The organism is Geodermatophilus saharensis (genome assembly GCF_900188205.1).
GTDB classification, from domain to species: Bacteria; Actinomycetota; Actinomycetes; order Mycobacteriales; family Geodermatophilaceae; genus Geodermatophilus; species Geodermatophilus saharensis.
The window spans coordinates 203,784-224,863 of record NZ_FZOH01000008.1 but is presented as its reverse complement, the minus strand read 5'-3'; the positions used below and the strand labels follow the sequence as shown (position 1 = coordinate 224,863).

At 76.2% G+C, this 21,080-nt stretch carries 17 protein-coding genes; 11 read left to right on the top strand and 6 right to left on the bottom strand.

All coding sequences use genetic code 11. The features are described 5' to 3' along the window. Window positions 1-33: 33 nt before the first annotated feature. The gene (locus CHC04_RS18885; RefSeq protein WP_089405474.1) at window positions 34-2,460 is read right to left on the bottom strand and encodes a transglycosylase domain-containing protein; all 2,427 of its coding nucleotides are present in this window, start codon (window positions 2,458-2,460) and stop codon (window positions 34-36) included. A 159-nt stretch (window positions 2,461-2,619) separates the two neighbouring features. Beyond that, window positions 2,620-3,030 (bottom strand): DUF5318 family protein, encoded by a 411-nt coding sequence (locus CHC04_RS18880; protein ID WP_217897450.1) that lies wholly within the window; start codon window positions 3,028-3,030, stop codon window positions 2,620-2,622. A gap of 156 nt (window positions 3,031-3,186) precedes the next feature. Between CHC04_RS18880 and CHC04_RS18875 the strand changes: the two genes are divergently transcribed. The 3 genes from CHC04_RS18875 (at window position 3,187) to CHC04_RS18865 (ending at window position 5,907) form a co-directional block, all read left to right on the top strand. Next, window positions 3,187-3,792: a PadR family transcriptional regulator gene (locus tag CHC04_RS18875; RefSeq protein WP_245817458.1), complete on the top strand. Its 606-nt coding sequence runs from the start codon at window positions 3,187-3,189 to the stop codon at window positions 3,790-3,792. 157 nt (window positions 3,793-3,949) lie between these two features. Continuing rightward, window positions 3,950-5,029: an inositol-3-phosphate synthase gene (locus CHC04_RS18870; protein ID WP_089405472.1), complete on the top strand. Its 1,080-nt coding sequence runs from the start codon at window positions 3,950-3,952 to the stop codon at window positions 5,027-5,029. 116 nt (window positions 5,030-5,145) lie between these two features. Beyond that, window positions 5,146-5,907 (top strand): hypothetical protein, encoded by a 762-nt coding sequence (locus CHC04_RS18865; RefSeq protein ID WP_089405471.1) that lies wholly within the window; start codon window positions 5,146-5,148, stop codon window positions 5,905-5,907. Between the two features lie 199 nt (window positions 5,908-6,106). Here the strand turns inward: CHC04_RS18865 and CHC04_RS18860 are convergent, their stop codons facing one another. Then, window positions 6,107-6,769, bottom strand: coding sequence for a YqgE/AlgH family protein (locus tag CHC04_RS18860; protein ID WP_217897449.1), 663 nt, complete (start codon window positions 6,767-6,769; stop codon window positions 6,107-6,109). Window positions 6,770-6,832: 63 nt separating this feature from the next. On the opposite strand from CHC04_RS18860, the gene CHC04_RS18855 reads away from it, so the two are divergent. Further along, window positions 6,833-8,125: an MFS transporter gene (locus tag CHC04_RS18855; RefSeq protein ID WP_089405539.1), complete on the top strand. Its 1,293-nt coding sequence runs from the start codon at window positions 6,833-6,835 to the stop codon at window positions 8,123-8,125. On the opposite strand, the gene CHC04_RS18850 is transcribed toward CHC04_RS18855, so the two are convergent. The 3 genes from CHC04_RS18850 to CHC04_RS18840 form a co-directional block, all read right to left on the bottom strand. Next, entirely contained in the window at window positions 8,122-9,057 is a 936-nt protein-coding gene (locus CHC04_RS18850; protein WP_089405470.1) for a matrixin family metalloprotease, read from the bottom strand. The two genes, CHC04_RS18855 and CHC04_RS18850, sit on opposite strands and share 4 nt — an antisense overlap. A gap of 103 nt (window positions 9,058-9,160) precedes the next feature. Further along, window positions 9,161-9,946: a matrixin family metalloprotease gene (locus CHC04_RS18845; RefSeq protein WP_089405469.1), complete on the bottom strand. Its 786-nt coding sequence runs from the start codon at window positions 9,944-9,946 to the stop codon at window positions 9,161-9,163. Between the two features lie 99 nt (window positions 9,947-10,045). Next, window positions 10,046-11,500 carry a CCA tRNA nucleotidyltransferase gene (locus CHC04_RS18840; protein WP_245817456.1) on the bottom strand — a complete coding sequence of 485 codons (1,455 nt, stop codon included), beginning with the start codon at window positions 11,498-11,500 and terminating at the stop codon, window positions 10,046-10,048. A 42-nt stretch (window positions 11,501-11,542) separates the two neighbouring features. On the opposite strand from CHC04_RS18840, the gene CHC04_RS18835 reads away from it, so the two are divergent. From CHC04_RS18835 to CHC04_RS18805, 7 genes are all read left to right on the top strand, one after another. Then, a complete protein-coding gene (locus CHC04_RS18835; RefSeq protein ID WP_089405468.1) occupies window positions 11,543-12,019 on the top strand; it encodes an NUDIX hydrolase in 477 nt (158 codons plus the stop codon). 97 nt (window positions 12,020-12,116) lie between these two features. Beyond that, a complete protein-coding gene (locus CHC04_RS18830; RefSeq protein ID WP_089405467.1) occupies window positions 12,117-14,402 on the top strand; it encodes a DUF6049 family protein in 2,286 nt (761 codons plus the stop codon). After that, on the top strand, window positions 14,399-16,462 hold the full coding sequence (murJ, locus tag CHC04_RS18825) for a murein biosynthesis integral membrane protein MurJ (RefSeq protein ID WP_245817455.1): 2,064 nt from the start codon (window positions 14,399-14,401) through the stop codon (window positions 16,460-16,462). The genes CHC04_RS18830 and murJ overlap by 4 nt, the downstream gene beginning before the upstream one ends. Window positions 16,463-16,545: 83 nt before the next feature. Next, a complete protein-coding gene (locus CHC04_RS24340; RefSeq protein ID WP_089405466.1) occupies window positions 16,546-18,213 on the top strand; it encodes a protein kinase family protein in 1,668 nt (555 codons plus the stop codon). Window positions 18,214-18,278: 65 nt separating this feature from the next. Then, complete coding sequence (gene trxB, locus CHC04_RS18815) at window positions 18,279-19,289, top strand: thioredoxin-disulfide reductase (protein WP_245817453.1); 1,011 nt, start codon at window positions 18,279-18,281, stop codon at window positions 19,287-19,289. 83 nt (window positions 19,290-19,372) lie between these two features. After that, window positions 19,373-19,702 (top strand): thioredoxin, encoded by a 330-nt coding sequence (trxA, locus tag CHC04_RS18810; protein ID WP_089405465.1) that lies wholly within the window; start codon window positions 19,373-19,375, stop codon window positions 19,700-19,702. 173 nt (window positions 19,703-19,875) lie between these two features. Next, entirely contained in the window at window positions 19,876-21,027 is a 1,152-nt protein-coding gene (locus CHC04_RS18805; protein WP_245817451.1) for an N-acetylmuramoyl-L-alanine amidase, read from the top strand. Window positions 21,028-21,080 lie beyond the last annotated feature (53 nt).

Here is a 21,080-nt window from a genome sequence, read left to right as displayed (position 1 = left end):
GAGGAGCTCACCGGGCCAGTGTGCCCGGGGCGGTCAGCCGGTCGGTTGCGGTTCCGGCTGCGTCGTCGGGGCGGCGGGCGCGGGCTGGCCGTTGGCCCAGCTGTCGCCGCCGGTGCCGTCCTCACCGCCGAGCGTGCCGGTACCCACCTGGCCGTTGCCTGGCGTCGGGGACGGCGTCGGCGCGTCGGTGCTGGGCTCCGGGGCCGTCGTCGTGGTGGGTGCCGGTGCCGTGGTCGGCGCGGGCGCCTCGGTCGTCGCGGGCGCGGACGGCTCGGTCGGCTGCGCCTCCGTCGACCGCGGGGCCTGCGTCGTCGGCGCCGCGACGCCCTCGCCGGTGTCCCCGCGGATCTTCGGCGAGTCGGGCAGGTCCTCCTCCGGCGTGCCGGCCAGGACGGTGTCCATGAACTGCTGCCAGATGGCCCCGGGCAGTCCGGCGCCGTAGATGATCTGGCCGGCGGCGTTCTCGATCGGCACGGTGGGCGAGTCGTTGCCGATCCACACCGCCGCCGACAGCGACGGCGTGTAGCCGACCATCCAGGCGTCGGAGTTCTCCGAGCCGTTGAGGCCCTGCGTACCGGTCTTGCTGGCCACCTCGCGGCCGCCGTCGAGCGCCCGGCGGGAGTACTGCGCGACGCCCTCCAGGGCGAAGGTGGTGTCGTTGGCGACGTCGGGGTCGATGACCTGCTCGCCCGGGCCCTCGCCGCTCTCCAGCAGGACGGTGCCCTCGGAGTCGGTGACCCGGCCGACGAAGTGCGCCGGGTGGTGGACGCCGCCGTTGGCGAGGGTGGCGAAGCCGACGGCCTGGTCGATCGGGCGCATCTCGTACTGGCCGATGCCGATCGACCCGCCGGTGGCCCCGGTCTCGGGGTCCGACAGCGTCCGGGCGTCGTCGAGGGTGCCGCCGGTGACGGCCGGCCACGTCTCGGGCAGGCCCGTGGCGCGGAGGATGGTGTCGCGGACGTCGTCCGGGCCGACCTCGTAGGCCAGGCCGTAGTACGTGGTGTTCAGCGACCGCGTCATGGCCTCGACCAGGGTGCAGGCGCCGCACTGGGCGTTGCCCGAGTTGCGCACCGGCAGGCCCGGGCGGTCGGGGAACTCCTGCGGCGAGCTGCCGTCGCGGCGGGAGTTGACGCCGATGCCCTCCTCCAGCGCGGTGGCCAGCACGTAGGGCTTCACCGACGAGCCGGGCTGCCGGCGCGCCTGGGCGTAGTCGATCGCACCGTCGCCGGAACCGACCGGACCGCCGTAGTAGGCGCGCACCGCACCGGTCCTGGGGTCGACGGCGACCAGCGCCTCCCGCAGCGGCTCCGGCTCGCCGTCCATCACGTCGTTGACGGCGGCGACCGCGGCGTCCTGGGCGGCCTTGTCCACGGTCGTGGTGATGCGCAGGCCACCGGCGCGGATCTGCTCCTCGGAGTAGCCGCGCGCCTCGAGCTCGGCGATCGCCTGCGAGACCACCAGGCCCTCGGGACCGGTGGGGATGCCCAGCGACGAGGACTCCGGCCGCGGCAGCACCGGCGGGTAGACCGAGGCGTCGCGCTCGTCCTGCGTGATCCAGCCCTCCTCGACCATGGCGTCGAGGACCAGGCCCCAGCGGTCCTGCGCGCCCTCCGGGTTGGCCTCGGGGTCGTAGGAGCTGGGGCTGCGGACGAGGACGGCGAGGACGGCGCCCTGCTGCGGGGTCAGCTGCGCGGCGGGCACGCCGAAGAAGGTGTTCGCCGCGGCCTCGATGCCGTAGGCGCCGCGGCCGAAGTAGATGGTGTTCAGGTAGTTCTCGAGGATCTCGTCCTTCGAGTACTGGTTGTCGAGCTTGACCGCCAGGAACAGCTCCTGGAACTTGCGGCTGAAGGTCTGCTCGTGGGTGAGGAAGGCGTTCTTGACGTACTGCTGGGTGATCGTCGAGCCGCCCTGCGTCGAGCCGCCGGTGAGGTTGTTCCACGCGGCCCGGACGATGCCGGTCAGGGAGATGCCCGGGTCGGAGTAGAACTCCCGGTTCTCCGCGGCGAGGATGGCGTGGCGGGCGCCCTCGGAGACCTCGCCGAGCGCGACGTTGGTGCGGTTGGTGTCGCCGAGGCGGCCCATCTCGGTGGTGCCGTCGGCGTAGTACACGACCGTCGTCTGCGCGTTCTGCACCGAGTCGGGGTCGGGCACCTCGGTGGTGGCGTAGACGACGCCGACGAAGACGCCGAGCAGCACGAACAGCCCGGCCAGGGTCGCCAGGGCGATCTTCAGCCGGCGACGGCGGCGCTGCTTCTTCGTCCGCGCCTTCTTGCCGCCGGGCTTGCCGCCGGCCGGGCGGGAGCCGGTGGGCCGGGAGCCGCCCGGGCGCGACCCCCCGGGCCGCCCCGCGGTCGGGCGGCTCCGGCCACTGCCCGCTCCGCCGGTCGCGCGGGCGGCCGGCGGGCGACGGGGCGGCACGCCGGACGGGCCGACCGGCGAGGTCTCGTCGTGGGGAGGCACCAGGGAGCCCCTCCTCGGTAGTCGGTGGGCAGGACGGGATCCGGCCCAGCGTGGCGTTCTCGGCTGTGTGCGCCGGGGAGGACGCGCGAGGCGCGCCGCACCCCCGGGGCGGGTGTGACGGACGGGTCCGCCGGTGTGGCAACCGCCGGACCGGCGGAGTTAGTCCGTGGCAGCGCGACGACGACGGCGCGGCTGCCGGCCCGGGTCGGGCTCGGCCCCGAGGACGAAGGAGCAGTCCAGGTGGTTCCACCCGCACCCGCGGCACACCTCGACGGTGTACACGGAGAACTCCTCCTGAGCGGCGTCCATGCGGACGAGCTCCGCCTCGGTCTTCGCCTGGCCGGACACGTGGCCCAGCCCTTCACCGTAGACGTAGTTGACCAGGGAGAGGCGCTCGCGGCGGCAGACCGGGCAGGGGAGGTCGGTCTGCCGACCGTGGTAGCGCGCCGCACGGGTCAGGTACGGGCTGGCGTCACAGACCTCCGAGAGCCCGGTGCGCCCGGCCTGGACGTCGCGCAGCACCGATCGCCGGTGCAGCGAGTAGTCCACGACGGAGCGACGTCCGGGCACGGCGCCAATGTACGCAGGTGCACCAGTCCGGAGGGCCTCTCCGGCGGCGTCCCGCGGGCCTCCGGCCACCCCGTCCCCGATCGGGCGACCTCCCTCCGGTTGCCGTCCCGTTTCCCTCCCGATGTATCGTCCCGATACATCGACCGGCAGGGACCGATGGGGGGCGAGGTGCTCGAGTTCGCCATCCTCGGGTTGCTGCAGCAGTCCCCGATGCACGGCTACGAGCTGCGCAAGCGGCTCGCGGAGGTCCTCGGCGGGCTGCGCAGCATCTCCTACGGCTCGCTGTACCCCGCGCTCAAGCGGTTGCACGCCGCCGGTCTCGTCACCACCGACGAGCCCGACCGGCGGGCGCCGCTGCCGGCCGACGCACCGCCGTTGACCGGCCGGCGCGGGAAGGTGGTCTACACGATCACCGCCGAGGGCAAGGAGCGCTTCGCGGAGCTGGTCAGCCAGGCCGGCCCCGAGGCGTACGACGACGGCAGGTTGTTCGGCGTCCACCTCGCCTTCTTCCGGCACACCGCCGCCGACGTGCGGCTGCGCATCCTCGAGGGGCGCCGCCGCACGGTCGAACGGCAGCGGGACGGCCTGCGGTCCTCACTGGCGCGGACCCGGGAACGACTCGACCGCTACACGCTGGAGCTGCAGCGCCACGGCCTGGACTCGGTCGACCGGGAGGTGCGCTGGCTGTCGGAGCTCATCGACAGCGAGCGACGCCAGCCCGGACCGGGACCCGGGGAGCGCCCGCCGCCCGGCGGGGAGTGACCACCACACCCCACCCAGCGACACCGCACTCCAGCGACACCGCACTCCAGCGACACCGCACTGCAGGCACGACGGCTGTCCAGCCCACCGGCAGCCACCGCCAGGACCGGAACGGTCCCGCGACACGGACCACCCGGTCCAGGGAGAAGGGAAGACCATGGGAGCTGTCAAGGTCGCCATCGTGGGCGTCGGCAACTGCGCCGCCTCGCTGGTGCAGGGCGTGCACTACTACCGGGACGCCGACGAGACCACCTCGGTGCCGGGTCTCATGCACGTCCGCTTCGGTGACTACCACGTCTCCGACGTGCAGTTCGTCGCCGCCTTCGACGTCGACGCCAAGAAGGTCGGCCGCGACCTCTCCGAGGCCATCGTCGCCAGCGAGAACAACACGATCAAGATCTGTGACGTGCCCCCGCTGGGCGTGACGGTGCAGCGCGGCACCACCCTCGACGGCCTGGGCAAGTACTACCGGGCCACGATCGAGGAGTCCGACGAGCAGCCGGTCGACGTCGTCGCCGCCCTGCGCGAGTCGCAGGCCGACGTCCTCGTCTGCTACCTGCCGGTCGGCTCGCAGCAGGCCGCCGAGTTCTACGCGCAGGCCGCTCTGGACGCCGGCGTCGCGTTCGTCAACGCGCTGCCGGTGTTCATCGCCGGGACGAAGGAGTGGGCGGACCGGTTCACCGCCGCCGGCGTCCCGATCGTCGGCGACGACATCAAGAGCCAGGTCGGCGCCACCATCACCCACCGGGTGCTGGCCAAGCTGTTCGAGGACCGCGGCGTGCAGCTCGACCGCACGATGCAGCTCAACGTCGGCGGCAACATGGACTTCAAGAACATGCTCGAGCGCGAGCGCCTGGAGTCCAAGAAGATCTCCAAGACCCAGGCCGTGACCAGCCAGGTCGACCGCGACATGGGCACCGACAACGTGCACATCGGCCCGTCGGACCACGTGCCGTGGCTGTCGGACCGCAAGTGGGCCTACGTCCGGCTCGAGGGTCGCGCCTTCGGTGACGTCCCGCTGAACCTGGAGTACAAGCTCGAGGTCTGGGACTCCCCGAACTCGGCCGGCATCATCATCGACGCCGTCCGCGCCGCGAAGATCGCCAAGGACCGCGGCATCGGCGGCCCGATCCTGTCGGCGTCGTCGTACTTCATGAAGAGCCCGCCGGTGCAGTACGACGACAGCGAGGCGCGCGACGCCGTCGAGGCCTTCATCCGGGGCGACGTCGAGCGCTAGTCGCGCCGCACCGACGCCACCAGGGCCCGCCCTCCGCACCGCGGAGGGCGGGCCCCGGTGCGTTCCGGGCCTGTCGGGGACCGCACCGGGCCGCCGCGCTGCCTACGCTGGCCGCCATGCCGCGCCGCCTCCTCGCGTCCGCGCTGGTCCTGCTCGGCGTCGGGTTGGCCGGCTGCTCGGGCGACGAGGCCGACCGGCAGCCGGGTGACCCGGTGACCGCCGCGGAGGCCGAGGTGCTGGCCGGGCTCCTCGCGCGTGGCGTCGAGGAGGGCGGCGGCGCCGACGTCGTCGCCACCGCGCCCTTCGGCGAGGAGGGCCTGCTCACCCTCACCGGCGAGGTCGACCTGGCCGCGGGCGCCGGCCGCGCCCGGGTGGTGACCACCTACGGGGACGGGCGGCCCGACGACGTCCGCACGCTGTTCTTCACCCGCGAGCAGGTCTGGTTCGGCGACGTGCCCGGTCTGACCGAGGCGCTGGCCGCCGCCGGCCTGCCCGACGTGCCGTTCGTGCGCCGGCCGCTCGCCACGGGGCCCGACGCGGTGCCGCTGACCGACGTCCTGGTGCAGGTGGTGCTCAACCTCGGCGCCGAGGAGCCCGACGACGCGGCCGCGTTCCTCGGCGGGACGGCGACGTGGGAGGGGCAGCGCTCGATCGACAGCCGGCTGGCGTCGGTCTACGCGTCCGAGGCGGGCTGGTCGGTGGCCGTCGACGACACCAGCGACCTGCTGCTGCAGTTCGAGGCGGAGCTGCCCGGGCAGGGGACCGGGGTGACCGTGACCCTGGCCGACCACGGGCCGCGGACGATCGCGCTGCCGGAGGAGGGGCAGACCCTCGACGCGCTCGCGCACCCGCAGGTGGCCGCCGCGCTGGGCCTCTGATGGAGGACCCCCGTGCCCCCACCGCTCGCAGGCTCGCGGCGGGACCCTGCCGGGGCCGTTCCCTGCCGTCACCGGACATGGGGGGAGGGGGCGGCCTCTTCCCCAGACCGCCCCCTCCGGGCTCTTTCCTACCAGACCCCGCGGCCGCGCGCAGCACCACGGCGTGTCCGGCGGCGCCGGACTCCCCCGGGCGGGTGGGTCAGTTCGCGGACGGGTCGGCCGGCGCCGTCGACAGCACGGCCAGCCGGCCGGTCTGGCGGGCCAGCACCGCGCGCCACAGCTCGGGGCCGGACAGCCCGCTGAGGACGTCGCCCGCCGTGCCCGGCACGCAGGCCCACGCGCCCTCGGCGATCTCGGCGGCGAGCTGGCCGGGGGACCAGCCCGCGTACCCGGCGAACACCCGCAGGCCCGCGACCCCGGCGTCGAGCGCGTCGGGGTCGGCGTCGAGGTCGACGAGGTAGACGTCGCCGGCCACCCGGCGCAGGCCGGCCGGCTCCTCGCCCTGGCCGGGGCAGGTGGCCAGGCACAGCGCGGTGTCGGTCTCGCAGGGCCCGCCGACGTGGAAGACGCCCGGCTCGACGGCGAGGTCGCACCAGCCGGGCAGCACGTCGCGGATCTCGACCTGGCTGGGCCGGCCCAGCACGACGCCGAGGGTGCCGCTGTCGTTGTGGTCGAGCACGTAGACGACGGTGCCGGCGAAGTTGGGGTCGCTCAGCGCGGGCATCGCGACGAGCAGGGATCCCGGGCCGACGTCGTCGAGCGTGCCGGTCGACAGCGCGGGGACCGCCGGGCGACGTCGCCCCCGGGCCGCCCGAGCGGGTCGGCCGGAGTCGGGGTCGGGTGACGCGGGCACCGAGGACATCGGATCCAGTGTGCAACAGTCCGGCGGCCGAGGGTGGACGAGGCCGCGCCGTACGGTGATCGGGTGCAGCAGGCCGACACCAGCGTCCGGCACCTGCTGGCCCGGGGGGACTTCCGTCGTCTGCTGGTCGCCCGCCTGCTCGCCCAGTCCGGCGACGGCGTGCTGCAGGCCGCCCTCGCCGGGACCGTGCTGTTCAACCCGCAGCGCGCCGCCGACCCGGTCGACGTCGCCGCCGCCTTCGCCGTGCTGCTGCTGCCGTACTCGGTCGTCGGGCCGTTCGCCGGGGTGTGGCTGGACCGGTGGAGCCGCCGCCAGGTGCTCGTGCGCGCCAACGTGCTGCGCGCGGGGCTGGTCGCCGTCCTCGCCGCGCTCGTGCTCGCCGGCCAGGCGGGCGCGCCGTTCTACGCCGCCGGGCTCGCGGTCTTCGCCGTCACCCGGTTCCTGCTGGCGGCGCTGTCCGCGGCGCTGCCGCACACCACCGACGCGGCCTCGCTGGTGCCGGCCAACGCGCTGTCGACCACGTCGGGGGCGGTGGCCACGGTGACCGGCGGCGTCCTCGCCCTGGGCCTGCTGCAGCTCGGGACGGCCGGGGACGCCGCCTACGCCGCCGTGGCGCTGTCGGCGACGGTGCCCCACCTGGCGTCGGCCGCCGTCGCGGCGGGGTTCGACCGCCGCTACCTGGGTCCCGACTCGGGCGTCCGCTCGGCCCGCCTGCCGGCGCGGGCGGTGCTGCGGGGGATGGTCGCCGGGGCCCGGCACGTGGCCGAGCACCCGCCGGCCGCCGCGGCGCTGCTGGCCATCGGGGCACACCGGGTCTGCTACGGCCTGCTCACGCTGATGACCCTGCTGCTGTTCCGGAACACGCTGACGGAGGGCACCGGCCCGCTGTTCCCGGGCGGGCTGGCCGGCCTGGGCGTGGTGCTCGCGGCCGGGTCGGCCGGCACCCTGGTCGCGGCCGTGGCCACCCCGCCGGCGGTGCGGCGGCTGGGCACCCGCGGGTGGGTGGTCGCGCTGCTGGCCGGCGGCGGCGTCCTCCAGCTCGCGCTCGGCCTCTCCTTCGCGACGCCCGGGTGGGTGGCCGCCGGGCTGGTGCTCGGCGTCGTCGCGCAGGGCGTGAAGATCTGCGTCGACGCCACGCTGCAGCGCTCGGTCGACGACGACTTCCGTGGCCGGGTGTTCTCCGTCTACGACACCCTCGTCAACGTCGCCTACGTGGCGGCGCTGGTGGCCGGCGCGCTGCTGCTGCCCGAGTCGGGGCGGTCGGTGACCGGGTTGCTCGTCGTCGCCGCGGTCTACGCCCTCACCGCCGTCGGCTACGCCTCCGTCACCCGGGCGCACGCCTCCGACCGGAGCTAGAGGCGCGGCTCGCAGGGGCCCCGGCCGAGCCGGGCCAGGCCGGCGAGGTCGCCGGGACCGAGGTCGACCTGCCCCTCGTTCGTCGCCGACATCAGCTCGGCGGGGTCGTCCACGTGGGCGAGGCCGAGCACGTGCCCGAGCTCGTGCACGAGCACTGCCAGGACGGCGTCGCGGCCGCCGGGGGAGCCGAGGACCGCGGTGGTCCACCCGGCGTCGACGGTGACCGCTCCGGTGACGTACACCAGCGGCCCGCCCGCGGACACGGCCCGGCTGCCGCCGATCCCGGCGACGGTGCCGCCGAGCGCGGGGACCTGCTCCGGCGTCGCCCAGCTGACCAGGACCGGCGCCCAGCGGTCCCCGTAGCGGTCGGGCTGGTACGCCGGCCGCTGGTCCGACCAGGCCTCGTCGGTCGTCCCGTCGTCGACGAACCGCAGGCCCGTCGCCGCGGACAGCCGGGCGACGGCCTCCGCGACGAGCACCTCGGCGCCCGCGGGCGCACCGGCCGGCGCGAGGACGTGGTGCAGCGGCCGGCACGGGTCGTAGGCGACCGGGGTGACGCCGTCGTCCTGCACCGCGGTGAACGCGTGGCTGCCGGTCGCGGGGGCCGCACCCGGCTGCCCGAGCGGCTCCGCGGCGGCCTCCCGACCTGGCGTCGGGCGGTCCCCGCCACCAGCTCCGCCGGACACCGGCCCCGGCCACGGCGGCTCGTCGAGGAGCACCCCGGCGGCCAGTCCCAGCGCCACGACGACGAGGAGCGCCAGCAGCCCACGCAGCGCGGGCGAGCGCCGGCGGGGCGGGTGCGGCGGCGTCGACGCGCGCCAGCCGGGCGGGTCGGCCGTCCGGCCGGTCAGCTCGTCCAGCACCCACTGCGGGACCCGGCCGGTGGGCGAGGTGGGCACCCCGACGGGACGGTCCTGCAGTCCCTCGTTCACGCTGCGCGCTCCTCTCCGCGGTCCGGTCGGGATCTCCTCGGCCTCCCGCCCGCGTGGGTGGAGTCCCCCGGCGGGCGGCCACCTCCGAGAGGGGGAGCAGGCCCTACAGCCGCGGCTCGCAGGGGCCCCGGCCGAGCCGGGCCAGGCCGGCGAGGTCGCCGGGACCCAGGTCGAGCTGGCCGTCGTTGACCGAGTGCATCAGCTCGCCGGCATCGTCGACGTGGGCGAGGCCGACGACGTGGCCGAGCTCGTGCACCAGGACGGCGCGCAGCGCGGCACGGCCCGGCGCCGACGTCACCGCGGCGGCGGCCCAGTCGGCGTCGACCAGCACGGTGCCGGTGACGTAGACCGCCGGACCGCCCGCGGAGGCGACGTCGCTGCCGCCGCGGGCGGCGATGCCGCGACCCACGTCGGGGTTGTCCACCGGGGACTCGAAGGAGACCAGCACCGGCGCCCACCCGTCGCCGTAGCGGGCCGGCTGGTGGGCGCGGCGGTCGCGGGTGACCCGCTCGTCGGTGCGGCCGTCGTAGGCGAACCGCAGGCCGGTCGCCGCGGCGATCTCCCCGACGGCGCCGGCGAGCAGGTCCTCGGCGCCCGGTGGGGCGTCGTCGGCCCGCAGCACGTAGTGGACGGCGCGGCAGGGGTCGTAGGCGACCGGCGTGACGCCGTCGTCCTGGTGGTGCAGGAAGGCCCAGCTGCCGGACCCGGCCGCGGGCCGGGCGGAGGCACCCCCGGGCAGCGCGACGCCGTACCGGCCGGCCTCCGGCCGGGAAGCGGCCGGAGGGTCCTGGGCCGGCCACGACAGCAGGGCGAGGACCAGGCAGGCGACGGCGGCGGCGGCGCGGCGTCGTGCCGGGGGGAGCACGAGGCCGTGCGGTCGCCCGTGCACCCGCGCCCCCGTCCTCCCGGTCCGGCCGTCGGTCCTACCGGCCCGGGGCGGGGTGGGGGAGGCCGCGCGGGGGAGGTGTCACCCCGGCGGGTGAGAACGTCAGGAGCGGGCGGCCCACCAGGCGCGCAGCTCCGCCTCCGCCTCGTCAGGGTCCAGCGGCCCCCGCTCGAGGCGGAGGTCCTTGAGGAAGCGCCACGCCTCGCCGACCTCGCGGCCCGGCGGGAGGCCGAGGATCTCCATGATCGCGTTGCCGTCGAGGTCGGGCCGCACGCGGGCGAGGTCCTCGGCCTCCGACAGCTCCGCGATCCGCCGCTCCAGGGAGTCGTAGGTGGCCGACAGCGCCGCGGCCCGGCGCCGGTTGCGGGTGGTGCAGTCCGAGCGGACCAGCTTGTGCAGCCGCGGCAGCAGGTCACCGGCGTCGGTGACGTAGCGGCGCACCGCGGAGTCGGTCCACTCGCCGCGGCCGTAGCCGTGGAAGCGCAGGTGCAGGAAGGTCAGCCGGGCCACCGCCTCGACGACGTCCTTCGGGTAGCGCAGCGCGGTCAGCCGCTTGCGCACCAGCTTGGCGCCGACCACCTCGTGGTGGTGGAAGGAGACCCGGCCGCGGGGCTCGTGCCGGCGGGTGGCGGGCTTGCCGACGTCGTGCAGCAGCGCCGCCAGCCGCAGCACCAGGTCCGGCGACGGCGCCTCGGGGTCGGCCTTCTCCAGCGCGATCGCCCGGTCCAGGACGGTCAGCGAGTGGCTGTAGACGTCCTTGTGCTGGTGGTGCTCGTCGATCTCCATCCGCAGCGCGGGCAGCTCCGGCAGGACGACGTCGGCCAGGCCGGTGGAGACGAACAGCTCCAGCGCCGCGCGGGGAGCGTCCTGCAGCAGCGTCCTGCTCAGCTCGGCCTGCACCCGCTCCGGGGTGATCCGGGCCAGCTCCCCGGACATCGCGGTGAGCGCCTCTTGCACCTCGTCGACCGGGGTGAGGCCGAGCTGGGCGACGAAGCGGACCGCGCGCAGCATCCGCAGTGGGTCGTCGGCGAAGGAGTCCGACGCCGCCCCCGGTGTGCGCAGCCGGCGGGCCAGCAGGTCGCCGAGACCGCCGAAGGGGTCGGTCACCGTGCGGTCGGGGCCCAGCGAGACGGCCATGGCGTTGACCGTGAAGTCGCGGCGGGCGAGGTCGTCGACCAGCGACGTCCCCCAGGCCACCTCCGGGTTGCGGGACTCCCGGTCGTAGCGGTCGGCGCGGAAGGTGGTGATCTCCACCCGGGTGCCGCGGATCTCGGCGCCCACGGTGCCGAAGGCGATGCCCTGGTTCCACGTGGAACCCGCCCAGCCGCGCAGCAGCCGCAGCACCTGCTCCGGCCGGGCGTCGGTGGTGACGTCGAGATCGCCGGGCGGCACCGCCGCCCCGCTCCCCGCGGCGAGCAGCGCGTCGCGCACCGAGCCGCCCACGAGGTGGGCCTCGAAGCCCGCCGCGGCGAACCGCTCGCCCAGCTCTCCCAGGACGGGGGAGACGTCGACGAGGTCGCGCACGGTCTGCTGGACCGCCGGGGGCACACCGGACACGACGAGCCAGGGTAGTGCGGTGTCTCGCGCTACCCTCCTGGCATGGGAGGGACCGGTGGACGAGGCCGCCCCGGCCGCCGACTGCGCCGGGTCGACGAGACCTCCGCCGGGGGCCTGGTGGTCGCCGACGACGGCGTCTCCGGTCCCCGTGCCGCGCTCATCGGTCGCACCGACCGCCGCGGCCGGCTGCTGTGGTCGCTGCCCAAGGGCCACATCGAGGAGGGGGAGACCCCGGAGGACACCGCCGTGCGGGAGGTCGCCGAGGAGACCGGGATCATCGGTGAGGTCCTCGCCCCGCTCGGGATCATCGACTTCTGGTTCGTCGCCGAGGGCCGGCGCGTCCACAAGACGGTGCACCACTTCCTGCTGCGCGCCATCGGAGGCGCCCTGTCCGACGCCGACGTCGAGGTGACCGAGGTCGCCTGGGTGCCCCTCGACGAGCTGAGCGGCCGGCTCGCCTACGCCGACGAGCGTGCGCTGGTCGAGCGCGCGCCGGCGCTGCTCGCCGACAGTGCGTGACCGCGCGCGCGAGGTCCGTCCCAGGCACAGCACCCCCGCACCCGGGGCCGGCCGGCGCGGGAGGGCCCGGACGCGCCCCGGCGCCTCCGTCCGCCGGGTGCTGACCACGGCCCTGCTGGCCGTCCCGCTGCTCACCGGCCCCGGACCGGCGGCCTCCGCCGCGACGCCCCTCCCGCTCCCCGCGGCGCCGGCCACCCCGGCCCCGGCGCCACCCCCGGCGGTCGACCCCGAGCGCCCGGTGACGGTGGAGCTGACCCGCCTCGACCCGCGCACGGTCGCGCCCGGCGGCACGGTGACGCTGGCCGGCACGCTCACCAACGCCGGCGGGGAGACGCTCACCGACCTCGGCGTCCGCCTGCAGCGCGGCGAGGTCGTCACCACCCGGGCCGGGCTGCTCGCCACCGACGCCGACCCCGACGCGCTGTCGGCCGCCTCCACGCCCTTCGTGCCGGTGCCCGGCGAGCTGGGGCCCGGCGCCTCGCTGGAGTTCAGCTACACCGTCCCCACCGCCGACCTGGCCATCGACCGGGACGGCGTCTACCCGGTGCTGCTCAACGTCAACGCCACCGGCGAGGACCGCACCCAGCGGCGGGTCGGCGAGGTGACCACCTCGGTGATCCAGCAGAGCGCCGCGCCGCCGGCGGCGACGGCGGTGGCCTGGCTGTGGCCGCTGGTCGAGCGCACCCACCGCGACGCCTCCGGCGACTTCGTCGACGACGACCTCACCGCGGTGGTCTCCGACGGCGGCCGCCTCGACCGTGCGCTGCAGGTGCTCGAGCGGCTGCCGACCGTCCTCGGCCCCGGTGCGCTCGAGGCCGTCCCCGTCGCCCCGGTCACCGTGGCCGTCGACCCGGCGCTCGTCGAGGAGCTGTCGGTCATGGCCGAGGGGTCCTACGACGTCGCGGGCGAGGAGGACGCGGGCACCGGCACCGAGGCCGCGGCGGCCTGGCTCGAGCGGCTGCGCGCGGTGGCCGCCGAGCACCCCGTCGTCGCGCTGTCCTACGGCGACGTCGACGCCGACGCGCTGCAGGCGGCCGGCCTGCCGGCCGCGCTCACCCGCAGCCTCCCCGCGGCGGCCACGCCCGCCGGGACCCCCGGGAACGGCACCGACGGCACGGACGACGGCACGGACGACGGCACGGTCTCCGCCGAGTCGCCGGGCCCGGCCGGCGCGGCGCTGCTGGAGGACGTCCTCGGCGTTCCCCCGCGCACCGACCTGGCCTGGGCGGTCGGCGGCTCGCTGCGCCCGGAGACCCTCGGGACGCTGCGCGCCGGCGGCGTCGAGCGGGTCGTCGTCGCCTCCAGCGCGCTGTCGGCCGGCGAGGCCGCCCTCGGCGTCACCGGCGGCGGCGCCGCCGCCCGCACCACCGTCCCCGGTGCCGACGGGCCGGTGGAGGCGCTGGTGGCCGACAGCGCCCTGTCCGCCCTGGCCGGCGCCACGCGGAGCACCGCGGGTGGGCCACGGGTGGCCGAGCAGCGGTACCTGGCCGAGCTGGTGCTGCTCTCCTCCCAGCCGGTGGCCGACCCGGCCGGGCAGACGGTGCTCGTCGCGCCGCCGCGCGACGTCGACCCCCACCCCGAGACCGCCGCGGCGATGGTCGCCGACACCGCGCTGCCGGGCCTGCGCCCCGCCGCGCTGACCGACCTCGCCGCCGGCCCGGCCGTCGACGCCGGCACGCCCCTGGAGCCCGCCGACGCCGCGGTGCTCGACCCCGAGGGCCTGACCGACGTCGTCGCCGCGGCCCGGCTGCGCGACGACCTCTCCGGTGCCGTCTCCGGGGACCCGGCCACCGAGCTCGCCCCCTACGACGCCGCCCTGTCCCGCACCGCCTCGGCGTCCTGGCGCGACGAGCCGGCCGCCTTCCGGGCCGCCGCGGCCGACCTGCGCGCCACGATCGACGACCTGCGCCAGGAGGTCACGCTGCTCGCGCCGGCCGACGGCACCTACAGCCTGGCCTCCAGCGACGCCCCGCTGGCCCTCACCGTGCAGAACGACCTGCCCTTCGCCGTCCGCGTGCTCCCCGTGGTCCGCACCCGCGGCAACGTGGGCCTGACCGTCGGCGACGTCCGCCCGCAGGAGGTGGCGCCCGGGGAGCGGGCGCTGCTGGAGGTGCCCACCCAGGTGACGCAGTCCGGCCGGTTCGCCGTCACCGCGACCCTCACCACCCCCGGCGGCCGGCCGCTGGGCGACGACGTCGAGATCCTGGTGCGCAGCACCGCCTACGGGACCATCTCGCTGTCGATCACCATCGGCGCGGCAGCGCTGCTCGGCCTGCTGTTCCTCCGCCGAGGGGTGCTCTTCCTGCGCCGCCGCAGCCGGGGCGAGCACGACGCCGCCGACGCGGCCGGGACGGCGTACCCGCCCAGCCGGAGCCCGGTGTGACCGGCCGGCCCCGCAGCGAGGAGGAGGCTCCCGCGCAGCGGCCGCTGCCGCCGGTGCCGCCGGCGTCCGCGGCACGCGAGCGCTCCGGCCGGCCTCCGCTGCCCCCGCCGCCGTACCCGGTCGCGCCGCCGCCGGAGTCGCGGCTGCCGTCCCCGCCGGCGCGCCGGCCGGTGCCGCCCGTCCCGCCGCCGGTCCGCCCGCGCCCCGGGGCCGCGCCGGAGCGCACCGCGCCCGACCGGCCAGTGGCCGGGCCGCCGCAGCCGGGCCCGGCGCCGAACGGGGAGGTGCGCCGCGCCCCCCGGCCGCTGCCGCCGGTGCCGCCGCCGGTGCGGCACCGCTTCCTGCCGGCCGAGGAGACCCAGGTCCTCCCGATGCTGGTGCTGCCGCCGGTGCCGCGGCCGCCGGAGGGGGAGACCGAGGAGGAGGCCCGCGAGCGCGAGGGCGCCCCCGGCGCCAGCCGGGGCATCCTGCGGGCCGCGGGCACGATGGCGGTGGCCACGCTGGTCTCCCGCGTCACCGGGCTGCTGCGCACCATCGTGCTGGCCGCGGCGCTGGGCGTGGGCCTGGTCAACGACGCCTACAACACCGCCAACACGCTGCCCAACATCGTCTACGAGCTGCTGCTCGGCGGCGTGCTCACCTCGGTGATCGTCCCGCTGCTGGTGCACGCCCAGGAGCGCGACCGCGACGGCGGCGTCTCCTACGCCCAGCGGCTGTCCACGGTCGCCGTCGCCGGGCTCGTCGTGGTCACCGCCCTCGCCGTCGCCGTGGCCCCGCTGCTGACGGCGCTCTACGGCATCCAGGGCGACCCCGAGCAGGTGCGGCTGGCCAACTGGCTGGCGCGGATCCTGCTCGTCGAGATCGTCTTCTACGGCGTCGGCGCGCTGGCCCAGGCCATCCTCAACAGCCGCGGCGTCTTCGGGCCCCCGGCGTGGGCGCCGGTGCTCAACAACGTCGTCGTCATCGCCACCGGCGTGCTGTTCGTGATGGCCGGCGGCCCCGGCGAGCTGACCCCCCGGACCATCACCCCCGGCCAGGTCTGGCTGCTCGGCGGCGGGACGCTGCTCGGGATCGCGGTGCAGGCGCTGGTGCTCGTGCCGCTGCTGCACCGCGCCGGCGTGCCGCTGCGCCCCCGGTGGAACCTGCGGGGCATCGGCCTGCGCGAGGTCGGCAACCTGGGCCTGTGGGTGCTCGGCTACGTCGCCGTCAGCCAGATCGGTGTCGTGGTGGCCACCCGCATCGCCAACGCCGCCACCCGGGAGGGCGGGCTGGGGTCCAGCGCGCTGGCCATCGCCAGCCTGCTGTTCCAGATGCCCTACGGGATCATCGGCGTCGCGCTGCTGACCGCCCTGGTGCCGCGGATGAGCCGCGCCGCCGCCCGCTCCGACGTGCCCGGCGTCGTGCAGGACCTCTCCCTCGGCACCCGGCTGTCGGCGCTGGGGCTGCTGCCGGTGGCCGCGGCGCTGACCGTGCTGGGCCCGGCGCTGGCCACCGTCGCGTTCGCCCGCGGCAACACCTCGGTGGCGGAGGCGCAGGGCATCGGCGCGGCGCTGGCCGTCGGCGCCTTCGGGCTGCTGCCGATGGCGGTCACGCTGCTGCAGCTGCGGGTCTTCTACGCCATGAAGGACGCCCGCACGCCCACCCTCATCCAGGTGGGCATGGTCGCGGTCCGGGTGCCGCTGCTGCTGCTCGTGCCCGCGGTCGTCGGGCCCGAGCACGTCGTCGCCGGGCTCATGCTGGTCACCAGCGTCACCTACGTCGCCGGCTGGGTGTTCGGGCACGTCGCGCTGCAGCGCACCCTCGGGGGCCTGCGCACCCGCGAGACCCTCGGGCCGCTGCTGCGGATGGTCCTGGCCGCCGTCGCGGCCGGCCTGCTCGGCTGGCTGGTGACCGGGGTGACCGACGACGCGTTCGGGTCGTCGACGGGAGGCTCGCTCGCCACCCTCGTGATCGGTACCGTGGTCGTCGGTGTCACGGCTCTGGCCGGGTTCGTGCTCGCCCGTGTCCCGGAGCTCCGGGGTCCCCTCGCCGCCGTCCGCGGCCGGCTGGGGCGCGGATGAGCACCGACCGGCCGGTACCCGGGGACACCGGCCCCGGGGCAGCGCGCCACCGGCCGGAGAGGGACAGGGGGACGGAAGCGTCCGTGACCGCCACGATCACCGGACTCCCCGACCGCTACCGGCCGCTGGACCAGGTCGGCGTCGAGGAGTCCACCGACACCGGTGTCATCCACTGCTGGCGGGCCCGCGACCGCGTCCTCAACCGCGACGTCGCCATCCGCGTGCACGTCCCCGGCGGGCCGGCCGCACGGGCCTGGATCGCCCGGGCGCTGACCGCCGGCGGCCTGGCCACGCCCGCCCTGGCGATGGTCTACGACGCCTCCGAGGGCAGCGGCGGCGAGGGCGGCGTCGCCTACGTCGTCAACGAGTGGATCGAGGGGCAGACCCTCGCCGAGCGGCTGGCCGACGGGCCGATGGACGAGCGGCAGGCGCGCACCGTGCTGCGCCGGCTCGCCGAGGGGGTCGCCGAGGCGCACCGGGTCGGGCTCGCCGTCGGCGGGCTGGGCCCGGAGACGGTCGTGCTGCGTCCCAACGGGCTGGTCGGGCTGCGCGCCGTGCCGGCCGCCACGGGCAGCGTCCAGGAGGACATCGCGGCGCTCGGCGCCCTGCTCGAGTACTGCCTGACCGGCCGCCGCACCGGTGTCACCGGACCCGACGGCGTGCCGTCGCCGCCCCCGGTCATCCCCCAGCCGGACCTGGCCGCCCTCGTGCGGCGCGCCCGGTCCACCGAGCCGGGCGCCGGGCTGGCCAGCGCCGCGGCGATGGCCGCCCTGCTGGCCGAGCGGCCGCGCGGCGGCGGGCACGCCTCCGTGCCCGTCCGCGACCGCGACGAGAGTGACAGCGGCTGGCTGCGCCGGCTGCGCGAGCACCGCGACGCCGGTGGGGAGGCCGAGGGCGAGACCCCCGCCGCGGACCGCACGCTCGTCCCGCCGTCGGCCTCCCCCGCGCCCGGTGCCGAGGAGCGGCCGCACCGTCTCGACCCCGCCGTCCTCCCGCCCGTGCCCCCCGGCCGCGGCGCGTCGGCGACGTCGGCCGACGACGGCGGGGTGCTCGGCGCCGACGACGACGCGGTCTTCGCCGGCACGGCCGACGACGACGCCGACGACCGCCCCGCGCGCTCCCGCCGGCTGCTCGTGGTCGTCCTGCCGCTGGTCGCGCTGGCCGTCGTGGTGCTGCTGGCCTGGTGGGTGGGTACCAACCTGCTCTCGGTGGCCGACTCGGTCGACCGGGCGCCCGCTCCCCGGCCGTCGGCGTCCAGCAGCGCCCCCGCCGAGGACAGCGCCGCGCCCGCGGCCGACCCCGGTGCCCCGCTGGCCGTCGCCTCCAGCCGGGTGTTCGACCCCTTCGGCGACGGCGAGCCCGAGAACGACGACGACGTGCCGCTGGCCACCGACGGGGACCCGGCCACCGCGTGGTCGACGCTGAGCTACCGGAGCTCGCCGGACTTCGGCAACCTCAAGCCCGGTGTCGGGCTGGTCCTCGACCTCGGCTCGGCGCAGCCGGTCGGCGGGGTCACCGTGACCACGACCACCCCCGGCATCACCGTGGAGGTCCGCACCGGCGAGTCCGCCGACGGCGACCTCGACTCCTTCCCCGTCGCCGCCGCCGGCACCGTCGACGGCACCGCCGAGTTCGCCCTCGAGGAGCCGGTCACCACGCAGTACGTGCTGGTGTGGGTGACCGGGCTGGTGCCCGCCGAGGACGGCTTCGCCGGGGCGGTCGCGGAGGTCGCCGTCACCCCCGCGGGATGACGTGTCGGGCGCCTCACCAGCCCTGATCCGGGAATGCGGCCCTAGGATCGGGCGTTGTGCCGCGCGTGACCGATCCCCAGCCGACCCCCGGCCCCGCCACCACCACCGAGATCACCGCGCCGGTGATCCCGCCGGCGGAGCACGACGGCGTCCGTGACCTGATCATCATCGGCTCGGGCCCGGCCGGTTACACCGCGGCCGTGTACGCCGCGCGGGCCAACCTGCACCCGCTGGTCTTCGAGGGCTCCCAGTTCGGCGGCGCCCTGATGACGACCACCGAGGTCGAGAACTTCCCGGGTTTCCCCGAGGGCATCCAGGGCCCGCAGCTGATGGACGACATGCGCACCCAGGCCGAGCGCTTCGGCGCCGAGCTGGTGGCCCGCGACGTCACCGAGGTCGACCTCACCGCCACGCCGAAGACCGTCAAGGTCGGCGACGAGGTGCACCGCGCGCACGCGGTCATCGTGGCCACCGGGTCGAAGTACCGGTACCTGGGCCTGGACAACGAGCAGCGCCTGCTCGGCCGTGGCGTCTCCGCCTGTGCCACCTGTGACGGCTTCTTCTTCCGCGACCAGGACATCGTCGTCGTCGGCGGCGGTGACTCGGCGATGGAGGAGGCCACCTTCCTCACCCGCTTCGCCCGGTCGGTGACCGTCGTGCACCGCCGCCAGGAGCTGCGCGCCTCGAAGATCATGCAGAAGCGCGCGCAGGACAACGACAAGATCCAGTGGCAGCTCGGCAAGCAGGTCACCGACGTCCTGGGCGAGCAGACCGTCTCGGGCGTGCAGCTCACCGACGTGGCCACCGGTGCCACCGAGGAGGTGCCGGTGTCCGGCGTGTTCGTGGCCATCGGCCACGACCCGCGCAGCGAGCTGTTCGTCGGCCAGCTCAAGCTCGACGACGAGGGCTACATCCAGGTCGAGCACCCCACCACCCGCACCAACATCGACGGCGTCTTCGCCTGCGGTGACGTGGTCGACCACGTGTACCGGCAGGCGATCACCTCGGCCGGCACCGGCGCCGCGGCGGCCATCGACGCCGAGCGCTGGCTGGCCGAGACCTTCGACGAGCGCTGAACCGGGCATACCCCACGGCACTCCGGGGTTCTCCACCCCGGAGGCCCACCCCAGACCTCGACAGACCGAGAGGGAGAACGACCATGGCAGGCAACACCGTGACGGTCACCGACGCGACCTTCGCCAACGAGGTGCTGGGCAGCGACAAGCCCGTCCTCGTCGACTTCTGGGCGGAGTGGTGCGGACCGTGCAAGATGGTCGCCCCCGTGCTGGAGGAGATCGCCAAGGAGCACGGCGAGAAGCTGACGATCGCCAAGCTCAACATCGACGAGAACCCGCAGATCGCCCGTGACTACCAGGTCATGTCGATCCCGACGATGACCGTCTTCCAGGGCGGCAAGCCGGTCAAGAGCATCATCGGCGCCAAGCCCAAGGGCGCGATCCTCTCCGACCTCGCCGACTACATCCGGTAAGGACCCCCCTGCCCCCCACCGCTCGCACGCTCGCGGCGGGACCCTGCAAGGGGGCCACAGGGCATCGAGGGCCCGCTCGTCCGTCGGACGAGCGGGCCCTCGTCGTCGTGCGGCACGCGCGGGGGGACCCCGCCGGGCCGGACGGTGTCGCGCACGGGACAATCGTGCGCACGATGGGTAGCGAGAGCAGCATGCAGCCGCTGGGTCCGGGCAGCAGCGGGCCGGCGGTGTCCGACGTCCAGGCCGCGCTGCGCAGTCTCGGTCTGCTGGAGCCCGGCGGTGCGGGTGCCGGCGCGTCGGTCGGCCCCGAGGTCTACGACCAGGCCACCGAGCTCGCCGTCCGCCACTTCCAGCAGGTCCGCGGGCTGTCGGTCGACGGCCGGGTCGGCGAGGAGACCTACCGCGCGCTGTCGGAGGCGCGCTGGTCGCTGGGCGACCGGCTGCTGCACCACGACCCCGAGCGGCCGGTGCGCGGCGACGACGTCACGAGCCTGCAGGAGCGCCTCCTCGAGCTCGGCTACGACGCCGGCCGCGCCGACGGCATCTTCGGCCGCGAGACCGAGGACGGGCTGCGGGCGTTCCAGCGCGACTACGGGCTGGCCGCCGACGGCACCTGCGGCCCGGCGACCCTGCGGGCGCTGCGCCAGCTCGGCCGCAAGGTCACCGGCGGCCGCCCCCAGCTGCTGCGGCAGAGCGCGAGCCTGGTCGACAGCGGCCCGCACCTGATCGGCCGGCGGATCGTCGTCGACCCCGGCCACGGCGGCACCGACCCCGGCTTCACCGCCGGGGAGACCACCGAGGCCGACCTGGTCCTCGACCTGGCCCGCCGGATCGAGGGCCGGCTGGCCGCCGCCGGCGCCACGGTCTACCTCACCCGCGGCCGCGACCAGGACCCCACGCCCGAGCAGCGGACCGCGTTCGCCAACGACGCCCGCGCCGACCTGTTCATCTCGCTGCACATGGACGCGCACGGCTCCGAGCACGCCCGCGGGGTGGCCAGCTACTACTACGGCACCGGCTCGGGGACGTCGTCGACGGTGGGGGAGCGGTTCGCCGACCTCGCCCGCCGGGAGGTCGTGGCCCGCACCGGCATGCTCGACCTCGGCGGGCACCCCAAGACCTGGGACCTGCTGCGCTGGACCCGCATGCCCGCCGTCCGGCTCGACTGCGGCTACCTGTCCCACCCGGTCGACCGGCTGCTGCTGCTCGACGCCCGGCTGCGCGGCACGGTGGCCTCCGCCGTCCTGGCCGCCGTCCAGCGGCTCTTCCTGCCCGCCGACGCCGACCCGCCGACCGGCACGTTCGTGCTGCCCCAGCGGGTGTGACGGGTGGGGCGCCTGGCGCCCCAGGTGTGACCGGTCCGTCTCACCGGCCGTGT

What these genes read in the sequence shown, in the direction of transcription:
- CHC04_RS18875 (WP_245817458.1), top strand. Translation starts at nt 3,187, where the DNA reads ATGGGGGGCGAGGTGCTCGAGTTCGCCATCCTCGGGTTGCTGCAGCAG.
- CHC04_RS18870 (WP_089405472.1), top strand. Translation starts at nt 3,950, where the DNA reads ATGGGAGCTGTCAAGGTCGCCATCGTGGGCGTCGGCAACTGCGCCGCC.
- CHC04_RS18865 (WP_089405471.1), top strand. Translation starts at nt 5,146, where the DNA reads ATGCCGCGCCGCCTCCTCGCGTCCGCGCTGGTCCTGCTCGGCGTCGGG.
- CHC04_RS18860 (WP_217897449.1), bottom strand. Translation starts at nt 6,769, where the DNA reads ATGTCCTCGGTGCCCGCGTCACCCGACCCCGACTCCGGCCGACCCGCT.
- CHC04_RS18835 (WP_089405468.1), top strand. Translation starts at nt 11,543, where the DNA reads ATGGGAGGGACCGGTGGACGAGGCCGCCCCGGCCGCCGACTGCGCCGG.
- trxA (WP_089405465.1), top strand. Translation starts at nt 19,373, where the DNA reads ATGGCAGGCAACACCGTGACGGTCACCGACGCGACCTTCGCCAACGAG.
- CHC04_RS18805 (WP_245817451.1), top strand. Translation starts at nt 19,876, where the DNA reads ATGGGTAGCGAGAGCAGCATGCAGCCGCTGGGTCCGGGCAGCAGCGGG.